We start from the raw sequence: 16,621 nt of genomic DNA on the forward strand, positions 1-16,621 counted from the left end.
TCGTGGCCATGACCGGGGACGGGACCAACGACGCGCCGGCGCTCGCTCAAGCGGACGTCGGGGTGGCCATGAACACCGGCACGCAGGCTGCGAAGGAAGCCGGCAACATGGTCGATCTCGATTCGAATCCCACGAAGCTGCTCGAGATCGTCGAGATCGGCAAGCAACTCCTAATGACCCGCGGTTCACTCACGACGTTCAGCATCGCCAACGACGTGGCGAAATACTTTGCCATCATCCCGGCGGCGTTCATGGGCACGTACCCGGCGCTCGGGAAGTTGAATGTTATGCACCTGGCGACCGCGGATAGCGCCATTCTGTCGGCCGTGATTTTCAACGCGTTGATCATCGTCGCGCTGATTCCGCTGGCGCTCAAGGGCGTGCGTCACCGTCCGGCTGATGCGTCGAAACTGCTGCGTGACAACTTGTTGATTTACGGCCTGGGCGGACTGATCGTCCCCTTTATCGGTATCAAAGCGATCGATGTGTTACTCGTCCTGGCCGGACTGGCTTAGCCGTTCGGAGGACGCAGGTCAGAAGATAGAGAACCCTCTCCCGCTGGGAGAGGGCAGGGTGCGGGCGGGGAAGGGCTCATGGCGAGTTGCGTTGGCATAGAAATGAAAAATGAGTCGTGCGTTGACGACGACGTGACCCTCCCCTGGCCCCTCCCTGACAGGGAGGGGGATGAGAGAAAACACTGGGGAGAAAAATGAACCCCTCTCCCGTTGGGGGAGAGGGCAGGGTGAGGGGTGAAAGGTTCATGGCGAGTTGAGTCGCGACGGAGAAAGAGGGTACAGCGGCGCACCTATGAATGGTGAGTCGCGCGTTGCTCGCACGCCTTACCCTCCCCTTGCCCCTCCCTGACAGGGAGGGGGATAAGTGAGTCCTTCAAATCAATTGTTGAACGAAAGAAACCAAAACATGTTCGCCCATCTTCGTGCCGCGGTTGTGATCTTCTTCTTGCTGTCGCTGGTGACGGGTGTCGGCTATCCGCTCTTGGTCACGGGCATCGGCCAGACGTTGTTTCCGCGCCAGGCGCAAGGCAGTCTGATCCAGGCCGAGGGCGCGGTGCGCGGCTCGGAGCTGATCGGCCAATCTTTTGAAGGTCCGGAGTACCTGTGGGGTCGCCTCTCGGCCACGGGGCCGTTTCCCTACAATTCGGCTTCCTCCAGCGGCGCGAACCTGGGGCCGACGAATCCCGCGCTGGTGGACGCTGTGAAGGCGCGCGTCGACGCTTTGCGCGCGGTCGACCCAGAGAATAAGGCCAAGATTCCGGTCGACCTGGCGACCGCATCCGGCAGCGGGCTCGATCCACACATCAGTCCAGCCGCCGCCGAATACCAGGTGACCCGCGTTGCCAAGGCACGGGGCATCACGCCCGAGGATGTACGCAAGATCATCGCCAAACACACGCTCGCCCGCACCCTCGGAATCCTGGGCGAACCGCGTGTCAATGTTCTCCTGGTGAACCTTGAGCTCGATGCCCTGGCCGGCATGCATCCTGCGGTTGGCGACGGACAATAGTGCGTCGGTCCTGGTCGCTGTCCTATATTTGGGAGGTGCTCTGCGACGTGTTGCCGAGGCGGCAGTTATTCTCTCCACGGCTCGACTCTCTCTGCGGGATCACTCGCGGAACATTGACACGCGATGGCGGAATCTCGACCTGATCCCGACGCCCTGCTGGCCCGCGTGCAAGCGGAAGAGTCGCGCGCCGAGCGTGGCAAGCTGAAGATCTTCTTCGGCGCCGCGCCGGGCGTCGGCAAGACGTACACCATGCTCGAGGCCGGCCGCAAGGTCGCCAAGGAGGGCGTGGATGTTTTGGTCGGCTACCTCGAGCCACACGTTCGGCCCGAGACCCAGGCCCTGCTCATGGGGCTCGACGTGCTGGGCCGCCGCACGATCGAATACCGCGGCACCAGGTTGCTGGAATTCAACCTCGAGGCGGCGCTCGCTGCGCATCCGCAGCTCATCCTCGTCGATGAGCTGGCGCACACCAATGCTCCCGGCGTGACGCACACCAAGCGGTGGCAAGACGTCGAGCGCTTGCGGCAGGCGGGCATCGACGTCTATACCACGCTCAACGTCCAGCATCTGGAAAGCTTGAACGACGTCGTCGCGCAGATCACAGGGGTGATCGTTCGCGAGACGGTGCCCGACGTGATCTTCGACACGGCCGACGAAATCGAGCTGGTCGATTTGCCGCCGGACGATTTGATCGAAAGGCTGCGCGAGGGAAAGGTCTACCTGCCGGACCAGGCCAGCCGCGCGATCGAAAGCTTCTTCAAGAAGGGAAACCTGATTGCGCTGCGCGAGCTGGCGCTACGGCGCGTCGCTGAACGCGTCAACGCGCAGATGCAGGACTATCGCTCGCTGCACGCCGTAGCCCGCACCTGGCCCACGTCGGAACGCTTGCTGGTTTCGGTGAGCCCCAGTCCACACTCGGCGCGGTTGGTGCGTGCCACGCGGCGGATGGCCACCACGCTGCGCGCGCCTTGGCTGGCGGTGTATGTCGAGACGGCGCCAAGCGCGCGACTGAGTCAGGAAGACGCGGACCGTGTGGGTCAGACCTTGCACATGGCCGAGGAACTGGGGGCCGAAACGGCCACGATCAGCGGCACGCACCTGGTCGACGAATTGCTCGATTATGCTCGCCGCCGCAACGTGACCAAAATCGTGGTCGGCAAGCCGCAACGGCCGCGCTGGCAGGAATGGCTGAGCGGCTCGGTCGTCTACGAGTTGACGCGCAAATGCGGCGACATTGACGTGTACGTCATCAGCGGGGACGTCGACGAACCGGTCAAACCGCGGCAGCGCGCCGCTCCTCCGCCGTGGAATCCGCTCGCGTACTTGGGCGCGCTATTGACGGTCACGGCCTGTACCGGCGCCGGCTGGCTGATGCAGGACCGATTCGCGCTGGCCAACATCATCATGGTCTACCTGCTGGGCGTCATTTCCGTGGCCGCGCAATTTGGCCGCGGACCCTCGATCCTGGCGTCGATCCTGGGCGTGGCCGCGTTCGATTTTTTCTTCGTTCCGCCCACGATGACCTTTGCCGTCAGCGACACGCAGTACCTGCTCACGTTCGCGGTTATGTTGACCACCGGCCTGGTGATCAGCACATTGACGGCCCACGTAAGGTTCCAAGCCCAATCGGCGCGGATGCGCGAAGAGCGTACGGCCGCCTTGTACGCCATGAGCCGGGGCCTGGTCGAGGCCACCACCGCGCAGGCGCTTGTGGACCTGGCCGTGAAGCATATCGCCGAAGTGTTCGACGGCGAGGTGTTCCTTTTATTCCCTGATCCCTCGCGGCGCGGTCCGGTCACGATCGCGCCGGTTCCCTCGGCCGCATCGCTCGCCACGCTCACGGATCATGACCTGGGCGTCGCCCAATGGGTATTCGACAATGGCGAGCGCGCCGGACGTGGCACAGACACCCTCCCTTCGGCGACATCGCTGTTCGTGCCACTGCGCTCGCGCGGCGCGATTGTCGGCATCCTGGGCATTCGCCCGCGCGCCACGGTTCGCCCGTTGTTATTTTCTTCCGAGCAAATTCGCCTTTTGGAAACATTCGCCGGGCAGGTGGCGCTCGCGGCCGAGCGCATCCGTTCGGCCCAGGACGCCCAGCGGGCGAAGCTGCAGGCCGAGGCCGAGCGCCTGCGCAGCTCGCTGTTGAGCGCCGTGTCGCACGACCTGCGCACGCCGCTGGCCGCGATCGCCGGCGCGAGCAGCACTTTGGTTGATGATAGTGGCCTCGACACGAACACGCGTCACGAGCTGGCCGAGTCGATCTTCGAAGAGGCCGAACGGCTCAATCGGCTGGTGGTGAACCTGTTGGACATGACCCGCCTCGACGCCGGGGCCCTGCAAGTGCGCAAGGAGTGGCAAGTCGTCGAGGAAGTCGTCGGCGTGGTGCTCAACCGTCTTTCGCGCCGGTTGCAACGCTACCACGTCGTGACCCGGCTGCCCGGCGATTTGCCGCTGGTGCCGTTCGATCCGTTGTTGATCCAGCAAGTGCTGACCAATTTGCTGGAGAATGCCATGCGCTGCACGCCCGAAGGGGGCGAGATTCTGCTGTCGGCGGAGGTGGTCGAAAAGGACGTGCAAATCGATGTTGCCGATCGCGGCTTGGGACTCGTGCCCGGCGAAGAAGAACACATCTTCGAGAAATTCTATCGTTCGGTGCGTTCCACGACCGGCACGGGCGTGGGGCTAGGGTTGACGATCTGCCGGGGCATCGTCGAATTGCACGGCGGCCGTATCTGGGCGCGCAATCGGCCCGACGGCGGCGCCTGCTTCAGTTTCACCTTGCCGCGCGGCGAAGCGCCGCCGCTGGTGCGCGCGGATGGTCCCGTGGCCCCGTAGCGTGCCTTTCGGCTAAACTTGAACGGGGCTCGCGTCGCGGGCTGTGAAACTGCCGGGGAGTTCGTTGCGCTATGTCCTCCGAGGGGCCGAAGATTCTGATCATCGAGGACGAGCAGGAAATCCGCCGCTTCCTGCGCGCCTCGCTTGGCGCTCACGGCTATCGATTCATCGAGGCCGAGTCCGGCCGGCAAGGGCTGATGCTGGCGGCAAGTCAGCAGCCCGATCTGATCGTTCTCGATCTCGGCCTACCCGACATGGATGGTATCGAGCTGATTCCGCGGATTCGCGAATGGTCGAAGCTGCCGATCATCGTTCTCTCGGCCCGCGGCCAGGAACGTGAGAAAGTCGCGGCACTCGACGCTGGCGCGGACGACTATTTGACCAAACCCTTCGGCATGGATGAACTGCTGGCGCGGATTCGCGTGGCGCTGCGCCACGCGACGCGCGTCGGCGCTGGCGAGTCGCCGATTTTTTCGGTGGCCGATCTGAACGTCGACTTGGGCAGCCGCCAGATCACGGCGCGCGGCAATCCGGTGCATCTGACGCCGACGGAGTTCCGCCTGCTGGCAACGTTGATCCGCGACGCGGGCAAGGTTATCACGCATCGACAACTGCTCAACGAAGTGTGGGGACCGGATAGCCTCGACGAAACACACTCGTTGCGGGTCTACATGGCCAAGCTTCGTGACAAGATCGAAGAGGATTCGGCCCGCCCGCGCTATCTGCTGACTGAGCCCGGCGTCGGCTACCGGCTGGTGACGGAGTAGAAGCGTTACCGCGCTCTCTTTGGTGCCATGCTGTTGCCGCCGGGAAGCATAAGCATGCCCAACGACCCAAGGTGCGAAGCATGCTTATTCTCCTAGCGTTCTCCTAGCGGAAAAAAGCATGGCACGAACCCTATATAATGCGCCCGCGCCATGTTTTTGCCGCCACGTGGCATAAGCATGCGTTTCCCGATTTGAACCGGTAATTTTCGGCCTTTCCGCTGGTAGATTCGCCCCGGAGTTTATCATACAATCTGACGATCGCGGCGGATTTCTCCTTCTTTCGGCGGCTCGACAGGCGGACCTATGCCCAAAGTTGCGGTTACGGACTATTCGTTCCCTGCGCTCGACGTCGAGTCGGGCGTGCTTTCTCCGTTGGGCGTCGACCTGGTTTCGTGGAAGGACAAGCGTTCGGCCGAAGAACTGCCGCAATTGGTGGCCGATGCCGATTACGTGATCACGCAGTTCGCGCCGCTGACGGCCGCCGTCGTCAACTCGATGCAGCGCGCGAAGGTCATCGTTCGTTATGGCATCGGTGTCGACAATGTCGATCTCGAGGCGGCCCGGGCCAAGAACATTCCGGTTTGCAACGTGCCTGACTATTGCATCGACGAGGTCGCGGACCAGACGCTGGCGTTCATTCTGGCTGCGACGCGCGGCGTGGTGGCCAATTCGAACGCGGTACACGAGGGGCGCTGGGGCCTGGCCCCGCCGCTTGAGCAGATGCGTACGCTGCGCGACCTGCAGGTGGGCGTGGTCGGCTTTGGCCGTATTGGCCGCGAGGTCGTACACCGGTTGTTGGCGTTCAAATGCCGCGTACTGGTCCATGACCCTGTTGTCGCCGCGGCAGAAATCGAGCGCGCCGGCTGCACGGCTCGCTCGCTCGACGAATTGCTGCACGAATCGGACGTGATCACGCTGCATTGTCCGTCGACCGCCGCGACGCGTGGTCTGATCAATGCCGAGTCGATCGCCGGTATGAAGCCGGGCGTGATTCTCATTAACGTGGCCCGTGGCGACCTGGTCGATTCCGCGGCTTTGACCGGAGCGTTAGCGAGTGGCCAGGTTTCGATCGCGGCGCTCGATGTTTTTGCTCCCGAGCCGATTCCCGCCGATCACCTGATTTTGGGTGCCGGCAATGCAATTCTCTCGGCGCACATCGCTTCGGCGAGTGTGAAGGCTGTGCGCACGCTGCGCGAGACCGCGGCCGGCATCGTGGCGAAAGCGATCCGCGGCGAGCCTTTGCCGAACGTTGTTAACGGCGTGAAACGCTAAGAACAAGGGCCGCCTTGATGACCGGCGAATCATCAAAAGAGCTGCAGTTGCCCGAAACCTGCCTGCCGGCGTGGGGCGTGGCCGAATTGTCCGAGCCGCCCGCGCTTTCCTGGCGGCATTGGACGCGCTTCATCGGGCCCGGCATCGTGATGATGGGCATTCAGATCGGCGGTGGCGAATGGCTGTTCGGGCCCGAGGTCACGGCGCGCTATGGCGGTGGCCTGATGTGGATCGCCAGCGTCGCGATCATTTTCCAGGTCTTCTACAACATCGAGTGCGGTCGTTACGCCCTGTATTGCGGCGAGCCGGTCTTCACGGGCTTCATGCGCACCAGGCCCGGACCGCGCTTCTGGATCGGCGTGATTTTGCTGTTGAACCTGGGAGCGTTTATCCCTGGCTTGTCGACGCACGCGGCGGCGATGTTGGCCTCGCTGATGCTCGATCGTCCGCCCGGCGCGGGCGATTCTCCGCTGGTAACTGGCCTGGCGTATGCGCTATTGTTCGTGGCGGTGCTGCCGGTGCTTGTCGGCGGGAAGATCTACAACACACTGCAGTGGATCATGACGACAAAGGTCGTCGTCGTGCTTGGCTTTTGCCTGGTGATTGGCTTGTTGTGTGTCAGCCCAGCAAACTGGAGCAAGATATTCAGCGGCTTTTTGAAATTCGGCACCGTGCCGACCGTGAGCGCCGATGGACACGATTCGACCGTCAACTTGCTGGTCCACCGCTTCCAGACCGGCGCGTGGCCGCTCATCGAGCTGGGCAACATTGCGGTCCTGGGTGCATTTGCCGGCTACGCGGGGGGGGGCGGACTGGCCAATGCCGCCTACAGCAATTTCGTCCGCGACAAGGGATGGGGCATGGGGGCGAAGGTCGGCGCAATCCCCAGCGCCGTCGGCGGCCACAGCATCGCGCTCAGTCACGTCGGCAAAGTCTTTCCGATCACGCCCGAAAACATGACGCGGTGGCGCGGTTGGTGGCGCTACATCATGACCGACCAGGTGCTCATTTGGGGGCCCGGCTGCGTGATGGGCATGGCTCTGCCGGCGCTTATGTCGCTGCAGTTTGCCTCGCACTCGTCGTTGGCCGGCCAGAATCTCGATTGGGCACAATCGCTGATCACGGCCGACGGCATTCGCCACGCGCCGCAATTTGCCGCCGGCGCCGCCAAGGCTTTGTGGATCATCACGGTGCTGGTCGGCATGCTTGTCATGCTTCCCAGCCAGATGTCGGTCGTCGACGAAGTGAGCCGCCGCTATACCGACATTCTCTGGTCGGGCAGTCAACATGTGCGCGAGAACCTTTCCGGCAGCCAGGTCCGGAGGATCTATTACTCGATTCTTAGTATGTACGTGCTGTGGTCGCTCGTTTGCGCGTACCTCTTCAACACCTATGGCACGCCAAAGCTGATGACCATCGTGATCGCCAACGTCAATAACGTCGCGATCGGTGCTACGGCAGTACACCTGTTGTGGATCAACACGCGACTCTTGCCCAAGGAACTGAAGCCGCGCTGGTACAACCGGGTGGGCGTAGCCGGTTGCGCGGTTTTCTACCTGGGAATGGCGCTCCTGGTTTTCATCCACAAGCAATGGCCTGCGCTGCGCGGTCTCTTCGATTCGGCCATCGAGGCTGTCGCCTTATGAGCTATCTGGCCATCGATATCGGCACGTCGTTCATCAAGGGAGCGATCCTTGATACGCAGACGGGCCGCATTACGAGCATTCGCCGCGCCGCTTTTCCCGAACCCGTCAGCGGGCTGCCGGAATCGTGGGTCGAGATCGATCCCGTGGCGGTCAGCAAGGCCGTCGGCACGCTCGTGGCCGACCTTGGCTCCGCCGCCATGGATTGCCACGGCGTACTGTTGTGCGGCCAGATGGGTGGTGTGATTCTCGTCGACGCGCAAGGTGAGCCGCGAACGAATTATCTCTCGTGGCGCGACCAGCGCGTGCTCGATGCTGAAAATAATACCGCGTCGACGGTCTTCGATCGGCTGCGCGAGCGACTTGGCGCTCGTTACTTAGCCGAGCTTGGCAACGAACTGCGCCCCGGCTCGGCGACGAGTCTTCTCTTTTGGCTCGCCCAGCGCGACGCGCGGCTATTGAACCGTGCGGTGCCCCTTTCGCTGCCGGCGTTCGTGGCCGGGCAACTGGTCGGCCGTCTTCCGGCCGAGCATCCAACGCAAGCGATCGGGCTGCTCGATTTGCACGACGCCGGAGCCTCGGCGCCGGTTGCCCGTTGGCATCGAGCGGCGTTTGAAGCACTGGGGCTAGGCGACCTCGCCTGGCCATCCTTAGCATCGCCGAACGAGGCGACGGGCGAAACGCGCGTCGGCGGCAAGCTCGTTCCTTGCTGTCCCGCCGTCGGAGATCATCAGTGCGCGCTGCTGGGTGTCGGACTCGATCGCGATGAATTGTCGATCAATGTCTCGACCGGTTCCCAGGTCAGCCGGCTGTGTACCAGCGCCGCGGCCGGCCGGTACCAGGTGCGAAACTATTTCGATGGTCTGTTTTTGCAAACGATTACGCACTTGCCGGCCGGGCGGTCGCTCGATGGGCTCGTGGCACTGTTGACCGAGATTCCGCGTGCGGCAGGGGCCTCATGCGGTGACGTCTGGTCGTACATTCACGAGCAGGCCGAAGCCGCATCAAGCGAGACGCTGACGGCCGACATTTCGTTCTTTTCCGGCGCTCTCGGCGACCAAGGGAGCCTGACCGGGATGCGGCTTGAGAATCTGACGGTCGGCCACTTGTTCCGCGCGGCATTTCAAGCCATGGCGCGCAATTACGCCGAGTGCGCGCGCCGGCTTGATCCGCAAGCCTCATGGCGGCGCATCGCCTTTTCGGGCGGACTGGCCAACCGCTCGCAGCTTTTGCGCGCATCGGTTCTCGAAAAGCTGCCGGGCGAGTATCGCCTTTGCGCCGAGGGGGAGGACACGCTCTTGGGCATGCTGGCCTTGGCGCTCGTCGCGGATCGCCAAGAGGATTCGGCCATCGCGGCATCGTTGGCATTGAACGAAGCGGCAAAAGATTTAGTCGGACATGATCGGAGGAGCACCAAACAAACCCTCTCCCCGCGGGAGAGGGCAGGGTGAGGGGCCAGCCGTTCAGAGCGAGTAGAAGTGCGAATCCAAGAGAATCAACCGATGACGCGATGCGCGGATTACTTCGCGCATGAGTAAACGTCGTGACCCTCCCCTGGCCCCTCCCTGACAGGGAGGGGGATTCCGTGGAAGCTGAGCAGCCCCTAGATAACAGGTCTAAGTAAAGACAGGACCGACTTAAGACATGCCCAACACACTCTTCGATCTCACCGGGCGCGTGGCCGTCGTATCAGGCGCTGCGCGCGGCATGGGGCGGGCGATGGCCTTGGCGCTTGCGGAACACGGCGCCGATCTGCTACTTGTCGATCGTGACGCGGCGGCTCTCGAACTCACCGCGCAGCAGATCGCAAAGCTTGGCCGACGCGGTGTGCCGGCGGTCTGCGATGTTGCCGATATCGCCGCGATTCGCGCGCTTTTTGCACGGCTCGATTCCGAGTTCGGCCGCATCGATTTCCTGGGCAACGTCGCCGGCGAGGGAGTGCTTGCTCCGCCCGAGGATCTCACGATCGAACAATTGCGGAGCGTGTTCGACAACCTGGTCGTGGGCCGCTTTGCCATGTGCCAGGAGGCCGGGCGCCGCATGCTGAAGGCCGGCCGCGGCAGCATCGTCAACATCGGCTCGTTGGCCAGCACAACCGCGCTGGGACGCGGTCACATCGCCTACAGCATGGCGATGGGGGCCGTGGTGCAAATGACACGCGAGCTGAGCACCGAATGGGCCAGCTCGGGCGTGCGCGTCAACGCGATCCTGCCCGCACAGGTGATGAACCCCAGCCTGGAAAAACGGATGGCCGAGAATCCGGCGATGAAGGACGTCTGGCTGCGCGGCATCCCGGCCGGGCGATTTGGCCAGCCGGACGATATTCGCGGGCTGGCCGTGCTGTTGGCTTCGGACGCCTCGAGTTGGATCACCGGCGCGCTCCTTCCCATGGACGGCGGCAATCTGGCGTTAAACGGCGGCGGCTCGCTTCGTAGCAAGCCACAATCATAATAGATTTCGATCGCGGGTCGCTTTGCTTTCCAGCAGGGCGCCTCGGCCCCAAGTAACCATGAGCCTGGCATGTCAACGCAGACCACGGAATTGAGTATCGTTCTTTCGCTCTATCGCACCATGCGGCTGATTCGCCAATGCGAAGAGCATCTGGCCCGATCGCACCAGCGCGGCCTGATCCACGGCGCCTGTCACACGTACGTCGGCGAAGAAGCGATCGCCACTGGCGTTTGCGAAAACCTTCGCCAGGACGACGTGCTCTTCAGCACCCACCGGGGGCACGGCCACGCGCTGGCGAAGGGCTTACCGCCCGAGCAGTTGATCGCCGAGCTGTTTGGTCGCGCCACCGGCTGCTCGCGCGGACGCGGCGGCAGCATGCACCTGTTCGCTCCCGAGATCGGCATGATGGGCACCAGCGGCATCGTCGGCCCCTGCATTCTGCAGGCGGTCGGCGCGGGCTACAGCTTCAAACTGACCAAGAGCGATCGCGTGGCCGTGGCCTTCTTCGGCGATGGCGCCGTCAACAACGGCGCGTTCCATGAAGGCTTGAATATGGCCGCGATCTGGAATCTCTCGGTTCTGTTCATTTGCGAGAACAATCAATTTGCCACCGAGGTGCCGTTTCGGTATTCGAGCGGCATCCCGGACGTGGGGCGGCGGGCGGCGAATTACGGTTTGCCTGGCTTCGAAGTCGACGGCAATGACGTGCTGGCCGTACACGAGGCGGCGCGCGAAGCCGTGGCACGTGCGCGCCGCGGCGACGGCGCTACGCTGATCGAGTGCAAGACGTACCGGACGCGTCCGCATGCCGAAGGGATGGGGGATTTCACGTACCGCACGCGCGAAGAAGTCGAAGAATGGCGCGCTCGCTGCCCGCTGCGCCGTCTGCGCGATGAATGCGTGGTACGCGCGTCGGACTGGGGGCTGACGGCGGATGAGACCGATCGGCTGTCCGAAGAATTCGATGCCGTCGATCGCCAGGTGAACGAGTTGGTCGAGGCGGCCAGCAAAGCGGCTGAAGCCGCGGCCTGGCCCGACCCGGCCACGGCCACGACGCACGTGTATTGCGAAGCCGCGCGCTCGCCCGTGCCTGCCGAACCGGCTAAAGGGACGCGGCAAACGACGTTCGTGCAAGCCACGCTCGAAGCGCTCGAGCACGAGATGGCGCGGAACCCAAAGATATTCGTGATGGGCGAGGGGATCGGCGTCCGCGGCGGCAATTTTCGCACCACGGCCGGCTTGTTCGACAAGTTCGGCGCCGAGCGATTGTGCGATACGCCGATCAGCGAGCGCGGCTTCGTCGGGCTCAGTTGCGGGGCCGGCATGACCGGCACGCGACCCGTGATCGATTTCATGTTCGTCGACTTCATCAACGACGCTTACGGCGAGCTGGTGAACCAGATCGCGAAGATGCAATACATGAGCAGCGGCCGGCTGAAGATGCCGGTGCTATTGCGCGGCTGCATCGGCGTCGGCCACGCCGCGGCGACGCATCATTCCAGCAACTTTACGAGCGTTTACGCCCACATCCCGGGCTTGCGCGTCGTGATCCCCTCAACGCCCTACGACGCCAAGGGGCTGTTTTTACACGCACTGCGCTGCGACGACCCGGTTCTGTTCCTCGAGCATCGCGAGTTGATGGCGATCAAGGGCCCGGTGCCGGAAGAGGCCTACGAAATCGAGTTCGGCCGGGCGAGCATCGCGCGCTCGGGCACGGCCGCCACCATCGTGGCGATGGGGCTGATGCTGCATCGCACACTCTCGGTAGCCGAGGAACTGGCGAAGCAGGGCATTTCGATCGAGGTGATCGATCCGCGCACCGCTTCGCCCCTCGACATGCCGACCATCCTGGAATCGGTCGCCAAGACCGGGCGGCTGTTGGTCGTCGACGAAGCGTACGGTCCTTGCAGCCTGGCCGCCGAGATCGTGGCGCAGGTGGCGGACGCGGGCTTCGACGATCTCGACGCGCCGATCCGCCGGCTAAACGGCGCCTTTACGCCGACGCCGTACAGCCCAACCTTGGAAAAAGTCGTGGTACCGCAAACGGACGATATCCGCCGGGCGATCGAGTCGCTGTTGGCCGAATAGGGCATCGGAAGAATCGCGAGCATCAAAAGGTTTCTGGACTCATGGCCATTGAAGTGACGATTCCGCGGCTCGGCTGGTCGATGGAAGAAGGCGTCTTTGTGCGCTGGCTGAAGCAGGAAGGGGACTGGGTGGCCGCCGGCGATCAGTTGTTCCTGTTGGAAAGCGAAAAGGCGACGCAAGAGATCGAAGCGCTCGACGCGGGCGTGTTGCGACTGCTTCCCACCAGTCCGCAGCCGGGCGCTACGGTGCTCGTCGGCCAGGTGATTGCGGTGCTGACGGCGAAGGACGAGGTTGTCGAGCAAACGGAATCGACGCTGCCGCAGCCGGCGACTAACGGTACGAACGGTTTGTCGTCGTCGTCGGCAAGCGCTAGCGCGCCTCCCATCGCGGGGCCAGCAGCACGCCGGCTGGCGCGGCGATTGAACGTCGCGCTCGACGACGTTGCCGGCAGTGGCCGTGGCGGTCGTGTCACGGCGGACGACATTCATGCGCGAGCGCAGCAGCAATCGAATGCTGCAGCATCAGCGAGCGGGGCAGGGGAGGGGGGCGCTCATCCGGGGCCGTCGGCGCCTGGCTCTGCAACATCGCCGGCCGACGGCGGCCGCGTCGCGGCGTCGCCCCGCGCCCGGCGTGCCGCGCGCAATCTGGGCGTGGATATTTCGCAAGTTGAGGCCACCGGCAGCACCGGCCGCGTTCGCGAGCGCGATGTTTTGGCCGCGGCGCGCGTGCGCGGCGAAGTCACTGCTGCGCCGGCCGGCCAGCAATCGCCCGGTGGCACGCCGACCGGGCCTGACAAGATTCGCCGCACGATCGCACGCCGGATGGTCGCCAGTCATCAGTCGACCGCGCCGGTCACGCTGACGACCAAGGTCGATGCCACGAACCTGGTGAACCTGCGGCGGCAATTTCAGGCAGCCGCGAACGCCGCTGCGGAGACGCTCGTGCCGTCGATCACGGATTTGCTGGCCCGACTGCTCGCCGTCGCGCTTGCCGAGCACCCGCGCTTAAACGCCCGCTGGGAAGAGGACCGGGTGGTCGAAGTGGCTGAGATTCGCGTCGGCGTCGCCGTCGATACCGAGGCCGGCTTACTCGTGCCGGTGCTGGGGGACGTGCGGACGATGGGGGTGCGCGAAATCGCCGCGCGATCGAAAGAACTGGTCGCCAGAGCACGTGCCGGCACCCTGTCGGCGGCCGATTTGCAGGGCGGAACGATCACGATCACGAACTTGGGCGCCTTCGGCATCGATGCGTTTACGCCGATCATCAACCCGCCCGAGGCGGCGATCCTGGGCGTGGGGGCGATCCGCCGCGAGCCGGTTTTTGGCGCGGACGACCGCATCGAAGCGCGCGAGCAAATGACGCTCAGCCTGACGTTCGATCACCGCGTGGTGGACGGCGCCCCAGCGGCGCGCTTCCTGGCCACGCTGCGCGAACGCATCGAAAACGCCGCGGCGTGGTTGGCGGGCTGAGGTATTGCCGCCGGAATACGCGCCGAGGGCGTGCGACAACCTGGCGCGACGACCTGCTGGTGCCAAGAGGAGATGTCATGAGCGGTCTGTTTCTCTTCCCCCACGCGGTGCAGCGCGATCCGGCGATCGAGGCATGGATGCAGGACCATCCGGGCGCCTTGGGCGCCATGGCGCGCTACTGGTTCGAGGTCCTGCGCGGTTGCGGCGACGACGTGCGAGAACTATTGCACGACGGGCATCCGACCGCGTGCGTCGGCGAGGCGGCGTTTGCCTACGTCGATGCCTTCACGGCGCACGTCAACGTCGGCTTCTTTCGCGGGGCCGAGATTGCCGACCCCTCGCACCTGCTCGAAGGGACGGGCAAGCTCATGCGGCATGTGAAGCTGCGGCCGGATAGCGATGTCGACGAGTCAAAACTCGTGCAACTGATCGCTACCGCGTACCGGGACATGAAAGCGCGACGGAAAATGGCGTAGTGCTTGAATGATCGTCTCGCGCACCGTCGGTTCGCCCGCGACAGACAAGTGGTCAGTCGCGAACCGCGGCAACTCTCATTCGTTGTTTACACCCGCTGAGGATCGCTAGCCCGACAAGGCCCAGCGTCCCTAGTGTCCGTGTCGAGGGCTCTGGCACGACCGAGAGCGTCACGTCCTTGGCGTTGTAATTCACGCTCCACTTCAGACCATCGTTGAGTGTTGGCAGCGTCAACGTGCCGAACTGGGTATTCCCGACGCCTCCGGTGGCTGTAATCAGTTCAAACGAGCTGCCCAACTTCACGTCGCTTGCCGATAGGCCGGTTGTTTTCAAGGTTCCCAGCAAACTCGCCTGCCCGGTGACATTGAGGGCATTGAAGACAAGCTTGTCGTTAATGGTTTGAAAGTCGATGTTGAGCGTGCCGCTGGCGCCCTGGACGTAGTCACCGCCGATGTTGAGATCGCCGTTGCGGATGCTGACCAGTCCCGAGCGGTTATTGAAGACCAGCGATTTGCCATCCGGCGCGCCAATCGTGCCGGCACCGAGGAAGCTGCCACCGGCTTGCAAGAGAACTTGTGCTGTGGTCAGCGTGGCCAGTCGGAATTGGGTCCACACCGCGTTGCCGAAGACGCTCAAAAATCCGGTGTTGACCGATCCGCCGACGGCCGTGAACGTGCCGATACCGCCAGGTGTCGTCGGATTTCCGCCGATAAAGATCGAGGTCGTGGCGTTGAGCGTTCCATCGGTGAGCGAGTAGCCAGCGGTCGTGCCGGCGCCACCAGCCATGCTCAGCGTATCGACAGTGAACGTTCCGCCCGTCTGTTGCACGAAACCTGTCTTGGTGACGCCCAGCGAGAGTGATTGCGCGGTGATCGTACCGGTGGAGATTTGTGCGGTGCCGCCGTTGTTGATCAGCGCGGAATCGGCGGCCATCGGCACGCCGTTGTCCCAGTTACCGGCGTCGGTCCAAGTGCCGGTGGTACCTTTCCAGGTAACGTTGCCCGCGTGGGATTGAGCGGGCTCGCTCGCAATACTGAGAAGCCCCAAGAAGAGTCCGAGGCGCAGACGAGACCCGAGGATCATGAGCGTCTCCTTCTCCAAAGAGCTAGAGGCTCTGCACAGTGCCGTCGAGAGGTGCCGCGAGGCGCTCACTATAGCCGTCAAGAAAGGCGATGACAAATTCTTCGCCGAATCGGTCGTGGGTCCGTCCGAAACCACGCCTCTGCTGGGTATCATCGGGGCATGGATGATCGCTATGCAGCCCTTGGCTTCTTCGTCTTCCTAACCGGGTGCGCAATCGCAGCCACATCCATCACGTTCTTTATCCGATTGATGCGGAAAGGCCAAAAAGGTCCCCTTTCCGCGTATCAATTCACGTTGTTGCAGTTTCTTGTGCTCGCCACGCTCGCGGGCGTACTTGCTGGAATCTGGCTGGCAAATTCAGACTAACTCACTACCGCCGAATCGAGATTGCGCGCTTCCCCCGATGGGTCGCCTCAGGCCGCGATCAGGTTAGCAAGGGCTTCTTGCATGCAGTTCGCAATGGAATGCCTTGCGTGGGTATCCGCTTCGGAAGAGTTTCGTCAGCTTGCTCTGGAATTAATTCGACGGTAGGTCCAGCGGGTAGCCCAAACGAACAGTCCGAGGCCGGCCAGGATTCCCCCGATGACAAGCAGGGCGCGGTTTCTCGCTTCTTCATAAGGATTGCCGCGCACGTCGCGCCACTCGCTCGCGAGTTGCTTCTCGGCCTCCGCGATTGTGCCTTCGAGCGAGTCGTAATACTTCGCGGCGAAGGCCTGATCGACGTTTACCCCGTCGGCAATCCAGCGCCGCTCATCGGCGGCAATTGCGTCAAAGTACGCTTGGCCATCCGCCAATTCGCGATTCAGTTCGGTAGATAGCTTCACGAGATCGTTAAGGTGGACCCCAATTGTTGGACAGTTTTTGGGCTTGTATAAGATGTAGGGTGACTGGGCTTGGCGGCCCGTGAGACCCCTCACGGGTCTCGCGCGGCCGCAGCGTCTGTTGACGGTTTGGTTCTCGTTGGATGTTCCTCTTTAACCCTGCCTCAGCAGGGATTTGAGCGCCGAACTTT

General features: G+C 63.3%; 14 protein-coding genes. 12 read left to right on the forward strand and 2 right to left on the reverse strand.

Going from position 1 to position 16,621, the window contains the following annotated elements:
• The 11 genes from VHD36_05375 to VHD36_05425 all read left to right on the forward strand — a co-directional run.
• Positions 1-515, forward strand: a 515-nt coding sequence (locus VHD36_05375) for an HAD-IC family P-type ATPase (protein ID HVU86728.1), incomplete at its 5' end; no start/stop codon positions are given.
• 406 nt (positions 516-921) lie between these two features.
• Positions 922-1,524, forward strand: coding sequence for a potassium-transporting ATPase subunit KdpC (gene kdpC, locus VHD36_05380; GenBank protein HVU86729.1), 603 nt, complete (start codon positions 922-924; stop codon positions 1,522-1,524).
• A 123-nt stretch (positions 1,525-1,647) separates the two neighbouring features.
• Positions 1,648-4,362 carry a sensor histidine kinase KdpD gene (locus VHD36_05385; protein HVU86730.1) on the forward strand — a complete coding sequence of 905 codons (2,715 nt, stop codon included), beginning with the start codon at positions 1,648-1,650 and terminating at the stop codon, positions 4,360-4,362.
• A gap of 71 nt (positions 4,363-4,433) precedes the next feature.
• Positions 4,434-5,129, forward strand: coding sequence for a response regulator (locus tag VHD36_05390; GenBank protein HVU86731.1), 696 nt, complete (start codon positions 4,434-4,436; stop codon positions 5,127-5,129).
• A gap of 303 nt (positions 5,130-5,432) precedes the next feature.
• The gene (locus VHD36_05395; GenBank protein HVU86732.1) at positions 5,433-6,401 is read left to right on the forward strand and encodes a C-terminal binding protein; all 969 of its coding nucleotides are present in this window, start codon (positions 5,433-5,435) and stop codon (positions 6,399-6,401) included.
• Positions 6,402-6,418: 17 nt separating this feature from the next.
• The gene (locus VHD36_05400; GenBank protein HVU86733.1) at positions 6,419-8,047 is read left to right on the forward strand and encodes an Nramp family divalent metal transporter; all 1,629 of its coding nucleotides are present in this window, start codon (positions 6,419-6,421) and stop codon (positions 8,045-8,047) included.
• Positions 8,044-9,495 carry an FGGY family carbohydrate kinase gene (locus VHD36_05405; protein ID HVU86734.1) on the forward strand — a complete coding sequence of 484 codons (1,452 nt, stop codon included), beginning with the start codon at positions 8,044-8,046 and terminating at the stop codon, positions 9,493-9,495. Before VHD36_05400 ends, VHD36_05405 begins: the two co-directional genes overlap by 4 nt.
• 193 nt (positions 9,496-9,688) lie before the next feature.
• A complete protein-coding gene (locus VHD36_05410) occupies positions 9,689-10,495 on the forward strand; it encodes an SDR family oxidoreductase (GenBank protein HVU86735.1) in 807 nt (268 codons plus the stop codon).
• A 69-nt stretch (positions 10,496-10,564) separates the two neighbouring features.
• Entirely contained in the window at positions 10,565-12,583 is a 2,019-nt protein-coding gene (locus VHD36_05415; protein HVU86736.1) for a dehydrogenase E1 component subunit alpha/beta, read from the forward strand.
• A 41-nt stretch (positions 12,584-12,624) separates the two neighbouring features.
• Positions 12,625-14,052, forward strand: a complete 1,428-nt coding sequence (locus tag VHD36_05420; protein HVU86737.1) for a dihydrolipoamide acetyltransferase family protein — start codon at positions 12,625-12,627, stop codon at positions 14,050-14,052.
• A gap of 77 nt (positions 14,053-14,129) precedes the next feature.
• Positions 14,130-14,528 carry a DUF1801 domain-containing protein gene (locus VHD36_05425; protein HVU86738.1) on the forward strand — a complete coding sequence of 133 codons (399 nt, stop codon included), beginning with the start codon at positions 14,130-14,132 and terminating at the stop codon, positions 14,526-14,528.
• A 52-nt stretch (positions 14,529-14,580) separates the two neighbouring features.
• Here VHD36_05425 and VHD36_05430 read toward each other — a convergent pair whose 3' ends face one another.
• Positions 14,581-15,609, reverse strand: a complete 1,029-nt coding sequence (locus VHD36_05430) for a hypothetical protein (protein HVU86739.1) — start codon at positions 15,607-15,609, stop codon at positions 14,581-14,583.
• Here VHD36_05430 and VHD36_05435 point away from each other — a divergent pair.
• A complete protein-coding gene (locus VHD36_05435) occupies positions 15,608-15,811 on the forward strand; it encodes a hypothetical protein (protein HVU86740.1) in 204 nt (67 codons plus the stop codon). The two genes, VHD36_05430 and VHD36_05435, sit on opposite strands and share 2 nt — an antisense overlap.
• Positions 15,812-16,109: 298 nt before the next feature.
• On the opposite strand, the gene VHD36_05440 is transcribed toward VHD36_05435, so the two are convergent.
• Entirely contained in the window at positions 16,110-16,526 is a 417-nt protein-coding gene (locus tag VHD36_05440; protein ID HVU86741.1) for a hypothetical protein, read from the reverse strand.
• Positions 16,527-16,621: the final 95 nt, after the last annotated feature.

The sequence above is a fragment of the Pirellulales bacterium genome, from assembly GCA_035546535.1.
Taxonomy (GTDB): domain Bacteria; phylum Planctomycetota; class Planctomycetia; order Pirellulales; family JACPPG01; genus JACPPG01.